The sequence below is a fragment of the Allorhizobium paknamense genome (assembly GCF_030815125.1).
Taxonomy (GTDB): Bacteria; Pseudomonadota; Alphaproteobacteria; order Rhizobiales; family Rhizobiaceae; genus Allorhizobium; species Allorhizobium paknamense.
In genome coordinates this window covers 35,938-56,334 of record NZ_JAUSWH010000007.1, presented here as the reverse complement: position 1 = coordinate 56,334, position 20,397 = coordinate 35,938, and the positions used below count along the sequence as shown (strand labels likewise).

General features: G+C 60.3%; 16 protein-coding genes. 12 read left to right on the top strand and 4 right to left on the bottom strand.

All coding sequences use genetic code 11. The annotated features are described in order from the left end of the window. Nucleotides 1-43 precede the first annotated feature (43 nt). Genes uxaC through QO005_RS12350 form a run of 7 tightly spaced genes read left to right on the top strand, consistent with a single transcriptional unit; the run spans nt 44 to nt 7,563 of the window. Entirely contained in the window at nt 44-1,444 is a 1,401-nt protein-coding gene (gene uxaC, locus QO005_RS12380) for a glucuronate isomerase (protein ID WP_307158352.1), read from the top strand. A gap of 24 nt (nt 1,445-1,468) precedes the next feature. Continuing rightward, nucleotides 1,469-1,792 (top strand): cupin domain-containing protein, encoded by a 324-nt coding sequence (locus tag QO005_RS12375; RefSeq protein ID WP_307158351.1) that lies wholly within the window; start codon nt 1,469-1,471, stop codon nt 1,790-1,792. Nucleotides 1,793-1,815: 23 nt separating this feature from the next. Continuing rightward, entirely contained in the window at nt 1,816-2,637 is an 822-nt protein-coding gene (gene kduI, locus QO005_RS12370; RefSeq protein WP_307158502.1) for a 5-dehydro-4-deoxy-D-glucuronate isomerase, read from the top strand. Beyond that, on the top strand, nt 2,634-3,380 hold the full coding sequence (gene kduD / locus QO005_RS12365) for a 2-dehydro-3-deoxy-D-gluconate 5-dehydrogenase KduD (RefSeq protein ID WP_307158350.1): 747 nt from the start codon (nt 2,634-2,636) through the stop codon (nt 3,378-3,380). The genes kduI and kduD overlap by 4 nt, the downstream gene beginning before the upstream one ends. Beyond that, nucleotides 3,358-4,848 carry a mannitol dehydrogenase family protein gene (locus tag QO005_RS12360; RefSeq protein ID WP_370878058.1) on the top strand — a complete coding sequence of 497 codons (1,491 nt, stop codon included), beginning with the start codon at nt 3,358-3,360 and terminating at the stop codon, nt 4,846-4,848. The genes kduD and QO005_RS12360 overlap by 23 nt, the downstream gene beginning before the upstream one ends. Continuing rightward, nucleotides 4,845-6,038 (top strand): mannonate dehydratase, encoded by a 1,194-nt coding sequence (gene uxuA, locus QO005_RS12355; protein WP_307158348.1) that lies wholly within the window; start codon nt 4,845-4,847, stop codon nt 6,036-6,038. The genes QO005_RS12360 and uxuA overlap by 4 nt, the downstream gene beginning before the upstream one ends. Further along, nucleotides 6,031-7,563, top strand: a complete 1,533-nt coding sequence (locus tag QO005_RS12350) for a UxaA family hydrolase (protein ID WP_307158347.1) — start codon at nt 6,031-6,033, stop codon at nt 7,561-7,563. The genes uxuA and QO005_RS12350 overlap by 8 nt, the downstream gene beginning before the upstream one ends. A gap of 98 nt (nt 7,564-7,661) precedes the next feature. On the opposite strand, the gene QO005_RS12345 is transcribed toward QO005_RS12350, so the two are convergent. The 4 genes from QO005_RS12345 to QO005_RS12330 all read right to left on the bottom strand — a co-directional run bounded on the left by QO005_RS12345 (nt 7,662) and on the right by QO005_RS12330 (nt 13,196). Continuing rightward, a complete protein-coding gene (locus QO005_RS12345) occupies nt 7,662-8,828 on the bottom strand; it encodes an ATP-binding protein (protein WP_307158346.1) in 1,167 nt (388 codons plus the stop codon). A 182-nt stretch (nt 8,829-9,010) separates the two neighbouring features. Then, on the bottom strand, nt 9,011-10,444 hold the full coding sequence (locus QO005_RS12340) for an NAD(P)(+) transhydrogenase (Re/Si-specific) subunit beta (RefSeq protein ID WP_307158345.1): 1,434 nt from the start codon (nt 10,442-10,444) through the stop codon (nt 9,011-9,013). A 19-nt stretch (nt 10,445-10,463) separates the two neighbouring features. Continuing rightward, nucleotides 10,464-12,038 carry a Re/Si-specific NAD(P)(+) transhydrogenase subunit alpha gene (locus QO005_RS12335; RefSeq protein ID WP_307158501.1) on the bottom strand — a complete coding sequence of 525 codons (1,575 nt, stop codon included), beginning with the start codon at nt 12,036-12,038 and terminating at the stop codon, nt 10,464-10,466. Nucleotides 12,039-12,263: 225 nt separating this feature from the next. Next, nucleotides 12,264-13,196 carry a LysR family transcriptional regulator gene (locus QO005_RS12330; RefSeq protein WP_307158344.1) on the bottom strand — a complete coding sequence of 311 codons (933 nt, stop codon included), beginning with the start codon at nt 13,194-13,196 and terminating at the stop codon, nt 12,264-12,266. 168 nt (nt 13,197-13,364) lie between these two features. Here QO005_RS12330 and chvE point away from each other — a divergent pair, with 168 nt between their 5' ends. From chvE to araD, 5 genes are all read left to right on the top strand, one after another. Then, complete coding sequence (chvE, locus tag QO005_RS12325) at nt 13,365-14,429, top strand: multiple monosaccharide ABC transporter substrate-binding protein (protein WP_307158343.1); 1,065 nt, start codon at nt 13,365-13,367, stop codon at nt 14,427-14,429. A gap of 189 nt (nt 14,430-14,618) precedes the next feature. Further along, nucleotides 14,619-16,154, top strand: coding sequence for a multiple monosaccharide ABC transporter ATP-binding protein (gene mmsA / locus QO005_RS12320; protein WP_307158500.1), 1,536 nt, complete (start codon nt 14,619-14,621; stop codon nt 16,152-16,154). Beyond that, nucleotides 16,154-17,353: a multiple monosaccharide ABC transporter permease gene (gene mmsB, locus QO005_RS12315; RefSeq protein WP_307158342.1), complete on the top strand. Its 1,200-nt coding sequence runs from the start codon at nt 16,154-16,156 to the stop codon at nt 17,351-17,353. Before mmsA ends, mmsB begins: the two co-directional genes overlap by 1 nt. Nucleotides 17,354-17,585: 232 nt before the next feature. Continuing rightward, a complete protein-coding gene (araD1, locus tag QO005_RS12310) occupies nt 17,586-18,551 on the top strand; it encodes an AraD1 family protein (protein ID WP_307158341.1) in 966 nt (321 codons plus the stop codon). 49 nt (nt 18,552-18,600) lie between these two features. After that, entirely contained in the window at nt 18,601-20,346 is a 1,746-nt protein-coding gene (gene araD, locus QO005_RS12305; protein ID WP_307158340.1) for an L-arabinonate dehydratase, read from the top strand. Nucleotides 20,347-20,397 lie beyond the last annotated feature (51 nt).

Genomic DNA, 20,397 nt, shown 5'->3' with positions numbered 1-20,397 from the left:
GGCCAGCATCGCATGGACAGTTAGAAAGGCGGAGGAGCCCTTCATGCTTCACCCAGACAGGCTTTTTCCCGTCGACCCATCCGTCCGCGCTCTGGCGCGCTCCCTTTACGACCAGACGCAGGCGCTGCCCATCGTCAGCCCGCATGGCCATACCGATCCGCGCTGGTATGCGGAAAACCAGCCTTTTCCCGATCCTGCCCAGCTATTCGTAGTGCCGGATCATTATGTCTTCCGCATGCTCTATTCGCAGGGGATCGACCTGACGCAACTGGGCGTGCCGCGCGTCGATGGCGGGCCGACGGAAACCGATGGCCGCAAGATCTGGCGGCTCTTTGCGGAAAACTTCCAACTTTTCCGCGCCACCCCCAGCCGCATGTGGCTTGAACATGCCTTCGAGGATGTGTTCGGCGTCAGCAAGCGGCTGTCTGCCGAGACGGCGGACGAGATTTACGACCACATTTCCGACTGCCTGCAAAAGCCGGAATTCCTGCCGCGCGCCCTGTTCGAACGCTTCAATATCGAGGTGATCGCCACCACGGAAAGCCCGCTGGACGAATTGAAATGGCATGAGATGATCCGCCAGTCCGGGTGGAACGGCCGGGTCGTAACCGCCTATCGGCCGGATCCGGTGATCGATCCGGAATTCGAAGGCTTTGCCACGAACATCGAGCGCTTCGGCGAACTGACAGGCGAGGATGCCACGACCTGGTCCGGCTATCTCGCCGCCCACCGCAATCGCCGCGCCTTTTTCAAATCCTATGGCGCCACCAGTTCCGACCATGGCCATGCCACGGCCCGCACGGAAAACCTGTCTGCCGATCAGGCAAAGGCGCTGTTCGACAAGGGCCTGACGGGCCGCATCACGCCTGAGGAGGCCGATGCCTTCCGCGGCCACATGCTGACGGAAATGGCGCGGATGAGCCTGGAGGACGGGCTGGTGCTGCAGATCCATCCCGGCTCCTTCCGCAATCACTCCGCAGGGATCATGAACCGGCACGGGCGCGATAAGGGCTTCGATATCCCCACCCGCACCGATTATGTGCGCGCGCTGAAACCCATGCTGGATGCAGTCGGCATGGAGCGTGACCTTTCCGTCATTCTGTTCACACTGGACGAGACCAGCTATTCCCGCGAACTGGCGCCGCTGGCGGGGGCTTACCCCTGCCTGAAGCTCGGCCCGGCCTGGTGGTTTTTCGACAGCCCCGAGGGCATGCGCCGCTTCCGTGAATTGACCACTGAAACGGCCGGTTTTTATAATACGGTCGGCTTCAATGACGATACGCGGGCCTTCTGCTCCATTCCCGCCCGTCATGACGTTGCGCGGCGGGTGGATGCCGCCTATCTGGCCACCCTCGTCGCCACCGGCCGCCTCGAGGAGGACGAGGCGGCCGGCCTCGCCCACGACCTCGCCTATGGCTTGGCCAAGAAGGCCTACAAGCTTTGAGACCCGGCGCCAGGGAGGAAACGCATGACATCATCGAGTGTGAGACGGTTTCCTCCCGTTGATGCCGGAAACGGCGTGACCCGGCAGGTTCTGGCCGATGCACCGGAGCTGATGGTGGTGCAGTTCACCTTCGGCGAAGGCGCGCGCGGTGCGCGGCACAACCATCCGCATGTGCAATCGACCTTCGTGCAGTCCGGACGCTTTGAATTCTTCATCGGCGATGAGGTTTTCGAGGTGGGTCCGGGCGACAGTTTCGTCATTCCCTCCCTTGCCTTTCACGGCTGCCGGGCCATTGAGCCCGGCGTGCTGATCGACTGCTTCACGCCGCGTCGTGATGATTTTCTTTGATCCTTTCATACCAGGAGTTCATGATGCTCAGCGTTGAAACCCGCCATGCCATTCATCCCGAAACCGCCAAGGGGTTCGATACCGCAGCACTTCGGAAGAATTTTCATGTCGGCGGCATTTTTGCCGATGGCGAGATCAGGCTGATCTACACCCATTACGACCGCATGATCGTCGGTGGCGCGGTGCCTGCCGGGGCGGCGCTGACACTCGACCAGGTGAAGGAATGCGGCACGGCCTCCATTCTCGACAGGCGCGAGATGGTCATCGTCAATATCGGCGGCAACGGCACCGTGACGGCGGATGCCGATTATGCGATGGGCAAGGGCGACATGCTCTATCTCGGCATGGGTGCAGGCAAGGTCAGTTTTTCCGGCGAAGGCCGCTTCTACATTCTCTCCGCTCCTGCCCATCACACCTACCCTTCCCGCCTGATCAAGATCGACGATGCCGCGCAGGTGAAGCTCGGCGCGCAGGAAACCTCCAACGAGCGCACCATCTACCAGTTCGTGCATCCAGACGTGATGAAATCCTGCCAGCTCGTCGTCGGCATGACCAAGCTTGCCAAGGGCTCGATCTGGAACACCATGCCCGCCCATGTGCATGACCGGCGCATGGAGGCTTATCTCTATTTCGATCTGGCCGAGGGCCAGCGCGTCATGCACCTGATGGGCGAACCGAGCGAAACCCGCCATCTGGTGATCGCCAATGAAGAGGGTGCGATTTCCCCGCCATGGTCCATCCATAGTGGTGCCGGGACCTCCTCCTACACCTTCATCTGGGCCATGGCCGGTGACAATGTCGATTACAAGGACGTGGAAATGGTGTCGATGGAGACGCTGAAGTGAGCGATCTCTTCTCCCTTTCCGGCAAAAAGGCGCTGGTGACCGGCGCCAATACCGGCATTGGTCAAGCCATTGCCCTTTCGCTCGCCAAGGCGGGCGCCAGCGTGATTGCCGCCGGGCGCTCGCCGGTGGATGAAACCATTGCCCTGATTTCCGAGGCTGGCGGCAAGGCCGAAAGCCTGGTGCTCGATCTTTCCAATCCGACGGCCGGACGGGATGTGTTTGCCGAAACCGGCCCGGTCGATATTCTCGTCAACAATGCCGGGATCATTCGCCGGGCCAATGCGGTGGATTTCACCGAAGAGGATTGGGATGCCGTCATGGACGTCAATCTCAAGGCGGTGTTCTTTCTCTCCCAGGCCTTTGCGAAGGCCGTTTTTGCGCGCGGCGGCGAGGGCAAGATCGTCAACATCGCCTCCATGCTGTCCTTTCAGGGCGGCATTCGCGTGCCCTCCTACACGGCTTCGAAAAGCGGCGTTGCGGGCCTGACCAAGCTTCTGGCCAATGAGTGGGCGGCCAAAGGCATCAACGTCAATGCCATCGCGCCGGGCTATATCATCACCAACAACACCGAAGCGCTGCGCCATGACGAGACGCGCAACAAGGCCATTCTGGAGCGCATTCCCGCCGGGCGCTGGGGCGATGCGGAGGATATTGGCGGCGCAGCGGTGTTTCTTGCCTCGCAGGCCGCCAAATATATTCATGGCGCCATTTTGAACGTCGATGGAGGCTGGCTTGCCCGCTGATCACATGCATCCCGCTGGCGCAAGCGCCAACCCGCAAAGGCTGAGAAGACCGGAAGGAACCCCGCGCCCGCTGACCGGCATCGTCCATCTGGGACTTGGCGCGTTCTACCGCGCCCATGGCGCAATCTATATCGAAGAGGCGATGAAGGCTTCCGGCGGCGATTGGGGCATTGTCGGCGTCAGCCTGATGCGGCCGGATCAGCGCGATGCGCTGGCCCCGCAGGATTTCGCCTATACCGCCGTGGAGCTAGGCCCCGAGGGAGAAACGCCGCGCCTGATCACCGTCTTGAACGGCGTGCTGGTGGCCCGTGAAAATCCGGAGGCCGTGCTGAAGGCGCTTTCGGACCCTCAGGTCAAAATCGTCAGCCTGACGGTGACGGAAAAGGGCTATTGCCACGAACCCTCCACCGGCAGGCTCAACCGGGATCATCCGGATATTCGCCACGACCTCGCCCATCCCGGTGCGCCGGTGTCGGCCATCGGCTATCTCGTCTGGGCGCTGGAGCGCCGCCGTGCCGCCGGTCACCGGCCCTTCACCGTGCTCTGCTGCGACAACCTGCCGGATAATGGCAAGGTGGTGGGCCGGGTGGTTCGGGAATTCGCAGAGGCCGTCTCGCCGGATCTCGCCCGCTGGATCGAGGCGGAATGCGCCTTTCCCTCCACCATGGTGGACCGTATCGTGCCCGCCACAAAGCCGGAAGACATCGAGAAGCTGGTGCCGATGATCGGCGCGCTCGATCTCTCGCCCGTCATGCACGAGCCTTTTCGGCAATGGGTGGTGGAGGATCATTTCGTCGATGGCCTGCGGCCCGATTTCGGCGCGGTGGGTGTGGAACTGGTCGAAAATGTCACGCCTTACGAACATATGAAGCTGCGCTGCCTCAACGGCACGCATTCTTCGCTCGCCTATCTCGGCTATCTGGCGGGCAAGGAAACCATTGCCGAAACCGTAGCCGATCCGGTGCTCAAAAGCTTCTGCACCCGGCTGTGGAACGAGGAAATCACCCCCGGGCTCAAAGCGCCGCCCGGCGTCAGCCTGAACGACTATACGGCAGCGCTGCTGAAGCGCTATTCAAACCCCGCCATTCGCCATCGCACCTGGCAGATTGCCATGGACGGCTCGCAGAAACTGCCGCAGCGCATTCTGGGCACGATCGCCGAAAACCTGGCAGCCGGACGCCCGGTCACCGGCCTTGCCTTGGCCGTGGCCGCCTGGATGCGCTATGTCGGCGGTGTCGATGAAAAGGGCAATGCCATCGACGTGCGCGACCCGCTGGCCGGACGCCTGAAAGAACTGAGCGATGCGGGCGCAACTGCTCACGACAAGGTGAAAAGCCTGCTGTCCGTGCGCGAAATCTTTCCCGAAGCGCTGGCAGGCAATGCCGTGCTGCAAGATCTTCTCATCACCCATTATCAGAGCCTTCAGGACAAGGGCGCTCTGAACACCATCAAGGACCTGCAATCATGAAGGAAAGCTGGCGCTGGTACGGTCCCTTCGACCGCATCACCCTGCCCGAAATTGCCCAGACGGGCGCGACCGGCATCGTCAACGCCCTGCACGAAGTGCCCTATGGCGAAGTGTGGAGCGAAGAGGCGATCCTTGCGCGGCGCGATGACATCGCCAATGCCGGGCTCGATCTCGAATGGGTGGTGGTGGAAAGCCTGCCGATCCATGAAAACATCAAGCGCGGCGAAGGCGACCTGTCACAGCTCTTCGCCAATTACAGGCAGTCGATGAAGAACCTCGCTTCGGCGGGCATCAAGACGATCTGCTATAATTTCATGCCGCTGCTCGACTGGACGCGCACCCAGCTGGACGCGCCGGTAAAGCGCGGCGGCACGGCGCTGCGCTTTTCCGAGCCGCATATGGCCGCCTTCGAAATCCATATGCTGGAGCGCGAGGGCGCGGAGGCTGACTATTCGGAGGAGGTTCGCGCCGCCGCCAAGGCATGGTTCGATGCCTCTACCGAAGGGCACCGCCAGACCCTTTTGAACAGCATCATGTCCGGCCTGCCCGGCGCCTTCGATCGCTACGACATCAACGGCCTGCGCGAGGCGCTGAAGCGCTATCAGGGCATAGGCCGCGCCGAAATCCGCGCCAATTACGCCCGCTTCCTGGCGGAAATCATTCCGACGGCAGAAGAACTGGGCATGCGGATGTGCGTGCATCCGGACGATCCGCCGCGTGACATTCTCGGCCTGCCGCGCATTGTGTCCTGCGAAGAGGACATTGCCTGGATCATGGGCCAGCAGGACGCCCGCTCCAACGGATTGACGCTCTGCTCCGGCTCGCTCGGCGCAAACCGCAGGAACGATATTCCGGCCATTGCCCTGCGTTTTGCCGACCGTGTGCATTTCGCCCATCTGCGCAATGTCGCCAAGGAGGCCGACGGCTCCTTCCAGGAAGCCGCACATCTCGATGGCGACACGGATATGGTGGCGGTGATTGCCGCCATTCTTGCGGAAGAAAAGCGCCGCCGCGACGAAGGTCGGGAAGATGCCGATATTCCTTTCCGCCCTGACCATGGCCATGAACTGCTGAGCGACATCGGCAGCGGCACCCATCCCGGCTATCCGCTGATCGGCAGGCTGCGTGGCCTTGCCGAACTGCGCGGCGTCATCCGCGCCCTGACCCACGAAAAGGGAAAACATGCCTGACATCGCCAAAACCGTGCGGCTGCACCCGGATGATACAGTGGCCATTCTCACCGAGCCCGTACAGGCCGGGAGCCAGCCGCTCGGTTTTGGCGTGGCACTCGATCATCCGGTGGCGCGCGGCCACAAGATCGCGCTCATCGATTGTCCGCAAGGCGGCGCCATCGTCAAATTCGGACAGGTGATCGGTTATGCCAGCCGCCCGATTGCGGCGGGCGAGCATGTGCATGTGGACAATTGTTCCTTCGGCGCCCATGACCAGACCTATGAGGTGGGTGCGGATTACGAAAAGGCGCTGGCCTCCGTTCCCAAGGTGGAGCCACGGCATTTCATGGGCTATCGCCGGGCCAACGGGCAGGCGGGCACCCGCAATTTCATTGCCATCTGCGCCACGGTCAACTGTTCCGCCACCGTCATTCGCCGCGCGGCAGATGAGATCAACCGCTCGGGCATATTGGCCGATTATCCCAATATCGATGGTGTTGCCGCCTTTGCCCATGGCACGGGTTGCGGCATGGATGCGGGCGGTGAAGGCGCGGATCTCCTGCAACGGGTTCTCTGGGGCTATGCCACCCATCCGAATGTCGGGGCCACCGTCTTTGTCGGGCTTGGCTGCGAGGTCATGCAGCTTGCCCGGATGAAGGCGCTTTACGGCAATGCCGATGAAGGCCGCTTCTTCGGCCTCACCATTCAGGAGAGCGGCGGCACTGCCGCCACCATTGCCCAGATCGTCAAGCATATCAAAAGCCTGCTGCCGGAGGTCAACGCCATCCATCGCGAGCCGATCCCGGCCTCGGAACTGAAGCTTGCCCTGCAATGCGGCGGCTCGGACGGGTTTTCCGGCATCACCGCCAATCCGGCGCTGGGCGTGGCTTCCGACCTGCTGGTGGGCATGGGCGGAACGGTCATCCTGTCAGAAACCCCGGAAATATACGGCGCGGAACAGTTGCTGCTGCGCCGCGCCGCTTCCCGCGACATCGGCGACAAGCTGATTGCCCGCATCCGCTGGTGGGAAGACTATACGCGGATGAACCGGGGCTCGATGGACAACAACCCAAGCCCGGGCAACAAGCTTGGCGGCCTCACCACCATTCTCGAAAAATCGCTCGGCGCGTCTGCCAAGGCAGGCAGCACGCCGCTCACCGATGTGCTGGCCTATGGCGAACGCATCACCACGCCCGGCTTTGTCTTCATGGACACGCCGGGCTACGATCCGGTATCCGCCACCGGCCAGATCGCCGGCGGCGCGCAAATGCTGGTCTTCACCACCGGCCGCGGCTCCGCCTTCGGCTCGAAACCGACCCCGACCATCAAACTCGCCACCAACAGCCGCCTCTTCGCCGACATGCCCGACGACATGGACTTAAATTGCGGCGACATCATCAGCGACGGCGTTACCGTAGAAGACAAGGGCCGCGAGATCCTCGATCTCGTGCTGGCCTCGGCATCCGGGCAGAAGACCAAGTCGGAGATTTTGGGGCTGGGGGATAATGAGTTTGTGCCTTGGCAGGTTGGGGCGGTGATGTAAGGATATGGTGAAAATTTCATCAAAAAACTAATGCAACCAATCCCGTTACGCCACAAATTTGCGAACATAAAAGATCGGAGCGTACTTTTGCATTTATTTCAAAATCGTGTCCGACGCAAAAAATCATCAAACAGCGGGACTGTGAAATCTATATCGCCGTAAGAAGGAGCATAGATCATCCCTTTTTTTATAATGCTGGCTCGCCTTGGCCCAAGTGCTTTAGGCTCCATACCAAGGGCCTGAGCTACATCATTAACTTTATAGGGACCTCTCCCCAGCACCGCCATAGCTTTAACATAGTCAATTTCTGCTCGCGTCAACCTGTCGAGTCTTACCCGAAAGAATCCTGAGTCCAATCGCTCCAAGGCTTTCTGGCTTGCTTTGTTAACATCATCTAATGTTATGGGACTTTGGGAAGCGGTATTCCAAGCATGGTGTCCCCATTCCTGTAAGAAAAAAGGATAACCGCCAGTCTTATTAATGACAACGTCTAATGCCTCTGGAATAATATCCACTCCTTCGCTCCGAAGAGGCTTCTGAATTGCTTCTCTCGCAGCGCTGGCATCCAATGCTCCTATTTCAGGATAGACAAAAAGACGTTCTGCATAGCTTTTGGCATCTCCAGATAATTTAGCGACCTGTGGCAGCCCCCCTGCAAAAACCATGACAGGCAAATTCCGTTGCGACATCCGATGAACCGCAACAATGACAGCGGATAGTTCTTCGTCATCAAGGTATTGCACCTCATCAATAAGTAACGCCCAACCTTTCCCCGCAGATTTCGCTGCATTACCAACGGCTTCAAAAATTTCAGCAAGATCGATTTCAAGGTTTCCGCTGTCGGCTGTCCCTAACTCTGGATCTATGCCAATTTCAACGTCACCAATTGCGATTTTGAACGTACTCGCAAAACTGCGCAGCACACGAAATGCGGACCGTGCGCTTTGTTTTGCTGCCTCAAGATTGGAGAGTTTTCGCAGAACTTGGCGCATCTGCGGATAAAGCATTTCGGTCAACGACTTGTTTTCGGGGGTCTCGATGAACGAAGTCAGGTAATTGGATCGTTCGGCAATTTCCAAAACTTCGTTGAGCAGAACGGTCTTTCCGGTACCGCGCAAGCCCAGAAAAATCTGACTCTGCGCACTCCGCCCCATAACCACTCTTCCAAGGGCCACGTTAGCCGCTGAAACAATATCCTCGCGTCCCGCGAGCTCAGGAGGACGAGACCCCGCACCTGGCGAAAACGGATTTCGAAGCGGATCCATTGGCAGCTCCTGCAAAGACTAACAAATGCTACGAAGAACTAACAAAAAAACATTAGTTCAATTTAGTTCTTGATAGCTTATAGGCGCAATTTCTTGATCTCGTCTACCCCTGGAAAGCAGGGGGGCAAGCAGAAAAGCCGAGTGTCTCCACCCGGCTTTCCATCTCTCAAACCTGCCAAATCCTACTTGATCATCGGCAGCAGTTCGTTGATCGACTTCTTCGCATCACCATAGAACATCCGCGTGTTTTCCTTATAGAACAGCGGGTTTTCGATGCCGGAATAGCCGGTGCCCTGGCCGCGCTTGGAGACGAAGACCTGCTTGGCCTTCCAGACCTGAAGCACCGGCATGCCGGCGATCGGGCTGTTGGGGTCTTCTTCGGCAGCGGGGTTGACGATGTCGTTGGAGCCGATGACGATGACAACATCCGTTTCGGGGAAGTCGTCATTGATCTCGTCCATTTCCATCACGATGTCATAGGGCACCTTGGCTTCGGCCAGCAGCACGTTCATGTGGCCGGGAAGACGGCCTGCGACCGGATGGATGGCGAAGCGCACCGTCTTGCCTGCCGCGCGCAGCTTGCGGGTCAGTTCGGACACAGCCCCCTGCGCCTGCGCCACCGCCATGCCGTAACCCGGCACGAAGATAATGCTATCGGCATCGTTCAGCGCATTGGCCACGCCTTCGGCATCGATGGCGATCTGTTCGCCGGTGATCTCCATGGCCGGGCCCGTCGTGGTGCCGAAACCGCCAAGGATGACCGAGATGAAGGAGCGGTTCATCGCCTTGCACATGATATAGGAGAGGATCGCGCCCGAAGAGCCCACCAGCGCGCCCGTGACAATCAGCAAGTCATTGCCGAGCGAGAAGCCGATGGCCGCAGCCGCCCAGCCCGAATAGGAATTCAGCATGGAGACGACGACAGGCATATCCGCGCCGCCAATGCCCATGATCAGGTGATAGCCGATGAAGAAGGCGAGCAGCGTCATCAGGATCAGCGCCCAGACCGTGCCGGTGTTGCAATAGAGCAGCAACAGCAGGAAGGAGAGGATCGCTGCACTGGCATTCAGGTAATGGCCGCCCGGCAGCTTCTTGGCCTTGCCATCCACCTTGCCGGCAAGCTTGCCGAACGCGATGACCGAACCCGTGAAGGTGACGGCGCCGATGAAGACGCCGAGGAAGACTTCCACCTTCATGATGGCCAGTTCCACCGGCAGCTTGTGCGCCAGAATGGCGGCAAAGCCGGTCAGCCCAGCCCGTGCCGCCTCATCGAGACGCGCCACATGGGCTTCCTCGATATGAGCGTTGTAACCGATGAAGACCGCAGCCAGACCGACGAAGCTGTGCAGCGCCGCCACGAGCTGCGGCATTTCCGTCATTTGTACGCGGCTCGCCACGAAGTGCCCCAGCACCGCGCCGCCCGCCAGCATCAGCAGGATGATGAACCAGTGGCCAACGCCCGGACCAAAAATCGTGGCAACAACCGCCAGCCCCATGCCGACAATGCCGTACCACACGGCGCGCTTGGCGCTTTCCTGGCCGGAAAGCCCGCCGAGCGAGAGGATGAAGAGAACGGCAGCAGCGATATAGGCTGCCGAAACGATACCGATAGTCATGTCAAATCCCCTCCCCGGCTCAAGACTTCTGGAACATGGCGAGCATGCGCCGTGTCACCAGGAAGCCGCCGACGATGTTGATCGTGGCGATCAGAACCGACAGTGCCGCCAGGATCACCACCAGCCAGTTGCTGGAGCCGATCTGCAACAAGGCCCCGAGAATGACGATGCCGGAAATGGCATTCGTCACCGCCATCAGCGGCGTGTGCAGCGAATGGCTGACATTCCAGATCACCTGGAAACCGACGAAGCAGGCCAGCACGAAAACGATGAAATGGCTCATGAAACTGGTCGGCGCATAGGCGCCGACGATCAGCATCAGCAGCGTGCCGATGCCGAGCAGCAGAACCTGGCTCTTGGTCTGGGCCTTGAAATCGGCCAGCTCCTTGGCGCGCTTTTCCTCCGGCGTCGGCTCCTTCACCTTCTCCTTCGGCTTGGCGGCGGCAATGGCCTGCACCTTGGGCGGCGGCGGCGGATAGGTGATCGCCCCCTCGAAGGTCACGGTTGCGCCGCGAATGACATCGTCTTCCATATTGTGAACGAGCTTGCCGTCCTTGCCGGGCGTCAGATCGGTCATCATATGGCGGATATTGGTGGAATAGAGCGTCGAGGCCTGGGTGGCCATGCGGCTCGGGAAGTCGGTGTAACCGATCACGATCACACCGTTCTCGGAAACGACGCGCTGATCGGCAACCGTCAGATCGCAATTGCCGCCGCGCTCGGCGGCAAGGTCCACGATCACCGAACCCGGCTTCATGGCGGCGACCATGTCCGCCAGCCACAGTTTCGGCGCGTCCCGGCCCGGGATAAGCGCCGTGGTGATGACGATATCGATCTCCGGCGCCAGTTCCCGGAACTTCTTCAGCTGCGCCTCGCGGAATTCCGGCGAAGACGGCGCCGCATAGCCACCGGTGGCCGCGCCATCCTGCTGCTGCTCCTTGAAATCGAGGAAGACGAATTCCGCACCCATGCTTTCGATCTGCTCGGCCACTTCCGGACGCACATCGAAGGCGTAGGTAATCGCACCCAGCGACACGCTGGTGCCGACGGCGGCGAGACCCGCCACGCCGGCACCGATGACCAGCACCTTGGCGGGCGGGATCTTGCCTGCCGCCGTCACCTGTCCGGTGAAGAAGCGGCCGAAATTGTTCCCCGCCTCGATGACGGCGCGGTAACCGGCGATATTGGCCATGGACGAGAGCGCATCCATCTTCTGGGCGCGCGAGATGCGTGGCACCATATCCATGGCGATGACATTGGCGCCCTTGTCCTTGGCCTGCTCCAGAAGCTCCTTGTTCTGGGCGGGATAGAAGAAGGAAATCAGCGTCTTGCCGGAGGAAAGCCGATCCACTTCGGAGGCTTCCGGCGGCCGCACCTTCGCTATGACATCGGCGGCGGCGAAAAGCGCTTCCGCCCCCTCGACGACCGTGACGCCCGCTTTCGCATAGGCTTCATCGGAAAAGCCTGCGGCCTTGCCCGCGCCCGCTTCGATCAGGCACTCATATCCCAGTTTTTGCAGTTGAAGCGCACTGTCCGGCGTCATCGCCACCCGCGCTTCCCCGGCAAATATCTCGCGCGGTGCGCCTATCTTCACACTCAAAGCAACCTCCTACCCTCTGAACATGGGCCGGGTGAAAGCTGCACAGCGGCTCTTCGCCCGGACATGCCTTAAAATAACCTGAGCGGAACCCTATACCTTCTGCCGCCGGACGTCCCCGCGACACGATGCCCCTCACGTGACTGTAAGGGCGCATTGCGGAGTAAAACAAGCCGTTATCAGCAAATCCGGTACGCCGCGACCGTGGGTTCCCCCAGCTTTTCAACGGGAAGAAAACTGTTGCAGCACAAGATCCTGCAAACGGCTGGCGAGCGTCGACATGCGCCGGCTTTTCAGACTGATCAGATGATAGGGTAGAACATTGATGGGAACGCGGATGTCGAGGCGGCAAAGCCCCGCTCCCGTCGTCTGCCGGCAGAGGAGATCGGAGACCTCGCGCGAGACCGGCGCAATCGCATTGGAAGTGGCGATCATGGCGATCATCACCAGCAGCGAGGTGGTGTTCACCACATCGGAGGGCAGGCCGGTGCCCGCTTCGGCAAAGGCATTTTCCACGGCCTGACGCATGGGCGCCCCCGGCCCCTGCATGGCCCAGGGAAAATGCAGGAGATCTCCCATGCCGAGCTTGCCGACATTGGCGAGCGGATGGGTCTGGTGCACGATCAGGTCCACCTCCTCCGGCAAGGCATAGCGAATATGAAACTGCCGCGCATCGACCCCGACCGGAATGCGGCCCAGCACGAAATCGAACTGTCCGGAGAGAAGATTGCCGATCAATGCGCCGCTGGGCGCCACATCCACATGAATTTCCGCCGTGCGGGACTCCGATTTCAGCGCCCTGACCGCCGGGACGATGAAGCCCAACGCCCCGCCCGTGACCGCTCCCACACGCACCGTGCCGGAAGCGCCGCGCTTGATGGCATCCACTTCGCGCATCGCCTCGCGCATCTCCTCGATCAGCGTTTCGGCCCGGCGCGACAATGCAACGCCAATCTCGGTGGGCTCCATGCCTTTCGGGGTGCGCTGGAAAACCGGCAGGCCGACAATGCGCTCGATTTCCGCCAGCATGCGGGAGGCCGCAGGCTGGGTCATGGAAAGGCTCGCTGCCGCCAGACTGATCTGGCCCATGTCGGAAATTGCCTTGATCAGGCTGAAATGTTTGGTCTGAAGACGCTGCGGAAGAAGAATCGACATGAGCCATATACCAAAATTGGCATATGCTTTGTCAAATAAATCATTTGAATGATATATGAGGGGATATAAGAGTCCGGCATTGGATCAGGCAGGCCGCTTCCGGCCTGCGGGATTCTTCGCGGCGAACAGAAGGAGCTGGGGCCGCACGGAAACCAAGGGAGGTTCCTCGTGAAAAAACTCGTCAGTCTTTTTGCGTCCATCGCCATGGGCGCAGCCGTTCTGTCTTCCTCTGCCTTTGCGGCAGAAAAAGGGACGGTCGGTATTGCAATGCCGACCAAGTCCTCCGCACGGTGGATCGACGACGGCAACAACATCGTCAAGCAGCTGAAGGAAGCCGGTTACGGCACTGACCTGCAGTATGCCGACGACGATATCCCGAACCAGCTCTCGCAGATCGAGAACATGGTCACCAAGGGCGTGAAGGTTCTCGTCATCGCCGCCATCGACGGCACGACGCTTTCCGACGTTCTGAAGAAGGCGCATGATGCCGGCATCAAGGTCATTGCCTATGACCGCCTGATCCGCGACAGCGGCAATGTCGACTACTACGCCACCTTCGACAACTTCCAGGTCGGCGTTCTGCAGGCTTCCACCATCGTTGACGGCCTCGGTCTCAAGGACGGCAAGGGTCCGTTCAACATCGAGCTGTTCGGCGGCTCGCCGGACGACAACAACGCCTTCTTCTTCTACAACGGCGCCATGTCGGTTCTCCAGCCTTACATCGACAGCAAGAAGCTGGTCGTGAAGTCTGGCCAGGAAGGCATGGACAAGGTCGGTACGCTGCGTTGGGATCCGGCAACGGCCCAGGCCCGCATGGACAACCTGCTGTCGGCTTACTACACCGACGCCAAGGTCAATGCCGTTCTGTCTCCCTATGACGGTATCTCCATCGGCATCATCTCCTCGCTCAAGGGCGTAGGTTATGGCTCCAAGGACATGCCGCTGCCGGTCATCTCCGGTCAGGATGCTGAAGTTCCGTCCGTCAAGTCGATCCTGGCTGGCGAACAGTACTCCACCATCTTCAAGGATACGCGCGACCTCGCAAAGGTTACCGTTTCCATGGTCAACGCGCTGATGGAAGGCAAGCAGCCGGAAGTCAACGACACCAAGACCTACGACAACGGCGTGAAGGTGGTTCCGTCCTACCTGCTGAAGCCGGTTGCCGTGACCAAGGCCAATGTCGAAGACGTTCTCGTGAAGAGCGGCTACTACAAGGCTGAGCAGCTGAAGTAACAGGCAGGAAGCCGGGACGGGAAACCTGTCCCGGCTTTTTTCGAAGACGGCGTCCCGGACGGATAATCCGTTCGTGAGGACGCGCTTGAAACGGTAACTTCGGCCATGCGCCGGCTTTCCAAAAGGAAAGAGCGGCTTTGATCGAGTTTCGCCCGCCAGCTCAAGCGGCCGTGGCGTGGGATTTTCATGATGACCGATACAATTCTCGAAATGCGGAACATCACCAAGACGTTCCCGGGCGTGAAAGCGCTCTCGAACGTGAACCTCAAGGTTCGCCGCGGTGAAATTCATGCATTGGTCGGCGAAAACGGGGCCGGCAAGTCGACCCTTATGAAGGTGCTGTCCGGCGTCTATCCGGCAGGCTCCTATGATGGAGAAATCCACTTCGATGGCGAAGTCCGCAACTTCAAGGTCCTGAAGGACAGTGAGGAAATCGGCATCGTCATCATTCACCAGGAACTGGCGCTGGTGCCGCAGCTGTCCATCGCCGAAAACATCTTCCTCGGCAATGAAATCGCCGCAAACGGCGTGATCAGCTGGGAACAGACCTACAAGCGCACGAAGGAACTCCTCGCCAAGGTTGGCTTGAAGGAATCGCCCTCGACGCTGGTCACCGATATCGGGGTGGGCAAACAGCAGCTGACGGAAATCGCCAAGGCGCTGTCGAAGAGCGTCAAGCTGCTCATTCTCGACGAGCCGACCGCCTCGCTCAACGAAACCGATTCCGATGCGCTGCTCAACCTTCTGATGGAATTCAGAAACCAGGGCCTCACATCGATCATCATCACGCACAAGCTGAACGAAGTGCGCAAGGTGGCCGACCAGATCACCGTGCTGCGCGACGGCCAGACCGTCAAGACCTTGAACTGTCACGAGGAAGAGGTCAGCGAGGATGTTATCATCCGCAACATGGTGGGCCGCGATCTCGAAGACCGCTATCCGCCGCGCTCGGTTCCGATCAGCGACATCGTTCTCGAAGTAAAGAACTGGAACGCCTTTCATCACCAGCATCGCGAACGGCAGGTTCTGCACGACATCAATGTCACGGTGCGCCGGGGCGAAGTTGTGGGCATTGCAGGTCTGATGGGTGCGGGCCGTACCGAATTCGCCATGAGCCTCTTCGGCAAGTCCTATGGTCACCGGATCAGCGGCGACGCCTATGTCGACGGCAAGAAGGCCGATGTCAGCACGGTGCGCAAGGCCATCGATGCCGGCCTCGCCTATGTGACGGAAGACCGCAAGCATCTCGGCCTGATCCTTGCCGACAACATCCTGCACAACACCTCGCTCGCCAATCTTCAGGGCGTGTCAAACGGTGCGGTGATCGATGACATCAAGGAAGCCAAGGTCGCGACCGATTACCGTTCGCGCCTGCGCATCCGCTCCCATGGCATCTATCAGGAAGCCGTCAATCTTTCGGGTGGCAACCAGCAGAAGGTCGTGCTGTCGAAATGGCTCTTCTCCGATCCGGAAGTGCTGATTCTCGACGAACCGACGCGCGGCATCGATGTCGGCGCGAAATACGAAATCTACAGCATCATCAACCAGCTTGCCGCCGATGGCAAAGGCGTTCTGATGATCTCGTCGGAAATGCCGGAACTGCTCGGCACCTGCGACCGGATCTATGTCATGAACGAGGGGCGCATTGTCGCCGAGCTTTCGAAGGAAGAAGCAAGCCAGGAAAGCATCATGCGCGCTATCATGCGCTCAGGGGAGAAGAAATAATGAGTTCGGTCAATCATCCCACCGAAGAGCAGAACGTGGTGTCCATCGGATCCTACATCCGCTCCAACATCCGCGAATACGGCATGTTGATCGCGCTCGTGGCGATCATGGTCTTCTTCCAGATCTATACGGGCGGCATTCTGTTCAAACCGGTCAACCTGACCAACCTGGTCCTGCAGAACTCCTTCATCGTCGTCATGGCGCTGGGCATGCTGCTGGTCATCGTGGCGGGCCATATCGACCTGTCGGTCGGCTCGATCGTCGGCTTCATCGGCGGCGTCTCGGCGGTGCTCACGGTCCAGCTCGGCATGGGCTTCCTGCCTGCGCTGATCCTCAGCCTGATCGTCGGTGGCCTGATCGGCGCCGCCCAGGGCTATTGGGTGGCCTATCACCGCATTCCGGCTTTCATCGTGACGCTGGCGGGCATGCTGGTGTTCCGCGGTCTCACCTATATCGTGCTCGGCAACAAGAACATCGGCCCCTTCCCTGCCGATTTCCAGCTGATCAGCACCGGTTTCATCCCCGACATCATCGACATGGGCTCGATCCACTCCACTTCGATCATCCTGACGGTGGTGGGAGCGGTGACCATGTTCGTGCTCGCCTGGCGTCGCCGGCAGGTGAATGTGGCTCACGGCATCGATGTCGAGCCCTTCTCCTTCTTCCTGGTGCAGAACCTGATCGTCTCCGGTGCGGTCCTGCTGCTCGGCTATCTGCTGTCCACCTATCGCGGCATGCCGAACGTGCTGATCGTGATGCTGGCGCTGATCATCTTCTACTCCTTCGTCACGCGCCGCACGACGATTGGCCGCCGCATCTACGCCATGGGCGGCAATGAAAAGGCCACCAAGCTCTCGGGCATCAACACCGAGCGCCTGACCTTCCTGACCTTCGTGAACATGGGTGTTCTGGCCGGTCTTGCCGGTATGATCGTCGCGGCCCGCCTCAACTCGGCAACGCCGAAGGCTGGCGTCGGCTTCGAACTGGACGTCATCGCGGCCTGTTTCATCGGCGGCGCGTCTGCCTCCGGCGGCGTCGGCAAGATCACCGGTGCCGTCATCGGCGCCTTCATCATGGGCGTCATGAACAACGGCATGTCGATCATCGGCCTCGGCATCGACTATCAGCAGATGGTCAAGGGTCTGGTGCTGCTCGCCGCCGTGTTCTTCGACGTCTACAACAAGAACAAGGCTGCCTGACCGGCAGCCGATCCCGACGCGCGGCGCAAGCGGCGCGTCTTGCGACAGGGGAAGCGGCGGTCAACCCGCAAAGGCAATCGCCGCTCCCGCCAGGCTGACGTGACATGCGGCAGCAAGACTGAAACCAGCAGCCATTGCCGGGCGAAGCGGCCCGCAAACCGGCGCTGTGAAAAACAGGCAAGGGTGTTTTTCCGCTTCTGGATGAAAAAGCACCCGATCAAGGAAACGAAACATGTATCTGTCACAGCTCAAGGCTGGCGGGGTCATCTGCCGGCAAGGGGAAGATGCGCGCCTGGTTCAGGGCTCTTCCACCACCTATGATCTGGCCCTGGCGGCGATTGCAGCCGGTCAGAGCCTCAAGGACCTCGTCGCCGCCCGCGGCCTCGGCGAGACTGTGGACCTGAACGCCCTTGCGGCTTCCGGCAAGCTGGATTGTCCGATCCGCCATCCCGACGCGGCCCATATGTTCCTGACCGGTACGGGCCTCACCCATACGGGCTCGGCTTCCGCCCGCGACAGCATGCATGCCGATACCGCCGGCATGAGCGACAGCATGAAGATGTTCCGCATGGGTCTCGAGGGCGGCAAGCCCAAGGCCGGCGAAACCGGCGTGCAGCCGGAATGGTTCTACAAGGGCACCGGCGTCAACGCCATTGCGCCCGGCGAGCCGCTCGTTTCGCCCTCCTTTGCCCTGGATGGCGGCGAGGAACCGGAAATTGCGGGCTTTTATGTTATCGATACCGCAGGCAATCCGGTGCGCCTCGGTTTTTCATTGGCCAATGAATTTTCCGATCATGTGACGGAAAAGATCAACTATCTCTATCTTGCCCATTCCAAGCTGCGCCCGGCCTCCTTCGGCCCGGAAATGCTGATCGGCGACCTGCCAGCCCATGTCGGTGGCACGTCGAAAATCCTGCGCGGCGGCAAGACGGTCTGGGAAAAGCCGTTCCTGTCCGGCGAAAACAACATGTCGCACACCATCGCCAACCTGGAATATCATCACTTCAAGTATGGCCTGTTCTGCCAGCCGGGCGATCTGCACGCACACATGTTCGGCACGGCCACGCTGTCCTTCGCCGATGGTTTCAAGACCGAGGAAGGCGATGTGTTCGAAGTCAGCGCCCCGGAATTCGGCCTGCCCTTGCAGAACCCGCTGAAAATCGCGGCTGCACAGCCCCTCACCATCAAGACGCTTTAAAAAACGGGGCGGCAGAAGCTGCTCCACCAAACCATGGGAAAGAAACGCCATGAGTGGTTTCACACCAAAACCCTGGCCCCGCAAGCTCCGCTCCCAGTCCTGGTATGGCGGCAATTCGCGCGATACCATCTATCACCGCGGCTGGATGAAGAATCAGGGCTATCCGCATGATCTGTTCGATGGCCGCCCGGTCATCGGCATTCTCAACACCTGGTCGGACATGACCCCCTGCAACGGCCATCTGCGCGAACTGGCGGAGAAGGTGAAGGCGGGCGTCTGGGAAGCCGGTGGCTTTCCGGTCGAGATCCCGGTGTTCTCGGCCTCGGAAAACACCTTCCGCCCGACCGCGATGATGTATCGCAACCTTGCAGCCCTTGCTGTCGAGGAAGCCATGCGCGGCCAGCCGATCGATGGCGCAGTTCTCCTGGTCGGTTGCGACAAGACCACGCCGTCTCTGGTCATGGCCGCCGCCTCCACCGACCTGCCTTCGATCGTCGTGACCGGCGGGCCGATGCTGAACGGCTATTTCCGCGGCGAGCGCGTCGGTTCCGGCACGCATCTGTGGAAGTTCTCCGAGGCCGTCAAGGCCGGCGAGATGACCCAGGAAGAATTCCTGGAAGCCGAAGCCTCGATGTCGCGCTCCACCGGCACCTGCAACACCATGGGCACCGCCTCCACCATGGCCTCCATGGTCGAGGCGCTGGGCATGGCGCTCTCCGGCAATGCCGCAATCCCCGCCGTCGACAGCCGCCGCCGCGTCATGGCGCAGCTTTCGGGCCGCCGCATCGTGCAGATGGTCAAGGACGACCTGAAGCCCTCCGACATCATGACTAAAGAAGCGTTTGAAAACGCCATCCGCGTCAACGGCGCCATCGGCGGCTCCACCAATGCCGTGGTGCATCTGCTGGCCATGGCAGGCCGTGTCGGCATCGATCTATCGCTCGATGACTGGGACCGCCTCGGCCGCGACATTCCCACGATCGTCAACCTCATGCCCTCCGGCAAATATCTGATGGAAGAGTTCTTCTATGCGGGTGGCCTGCCGGTGGTGATCAAGCGTCTTGGCGAGGCTGGCAAGCTCCACAAGGATGCCATCACCGTTTCCGGCGAGACGATCTGGGATGAGGTCAAGGATGTCCGCAACTGGAACGAGGATGTCATCCTGCCGGTTGAAAAGGCGCTGACCCAGCATGGCGGTATCGTCGTTCTGCGCGGCAATCTGGCACCGAAGGGCTGTGTGCTGAAGCCCTCTGCCGCCTCTGCGCATCTGATGAAGCATCGCGGCCGCGCCGTGGTCTTTGAAGACATCGACGACTACAAGGCGAAGATCAATGACGAGGCGCTCGACATCGACGAAACCTGCGTCATGGTGCTGAAGAATTGCGGTCCGCGCGGTTATCCGGGCATGGCGGAAGTGGGCAATATGGGCCTGCCGCCCAAGGTGCTGCGCAAGGGCATTACCGACATGGTGCGCATTTCCGATGCCCGCATGTCCGGCACCGCCTATGGTACGGTTCTCCTGCATACCTCGCCGGAAGCGGCGCGCGGCGGTCCGCTCGCCATCGTCCGCGATGGCGACTTCATCGAAATCGACGTCGATGCCCGCAAGGTGCATCTCGATATTTCCGAGGAAGAATTGCAGCACCGTCTGGCCGACTGGCGGCCTTCGGTGGAAGCGCCTGCCAGCGGCTATGCCAAGCTGTTCCACGACCATGTGGAAGGGGCTGACACCGGTGCGGACTTCGACTTCCTCAAGGGCTGCCGCGGCGCGCCCGTGGGCAAGGATTCGCATTGAAGCATTTCCAGGAAAAGTGGAAACCGGTTTTCCGTCCGGAAATGCGTAAAA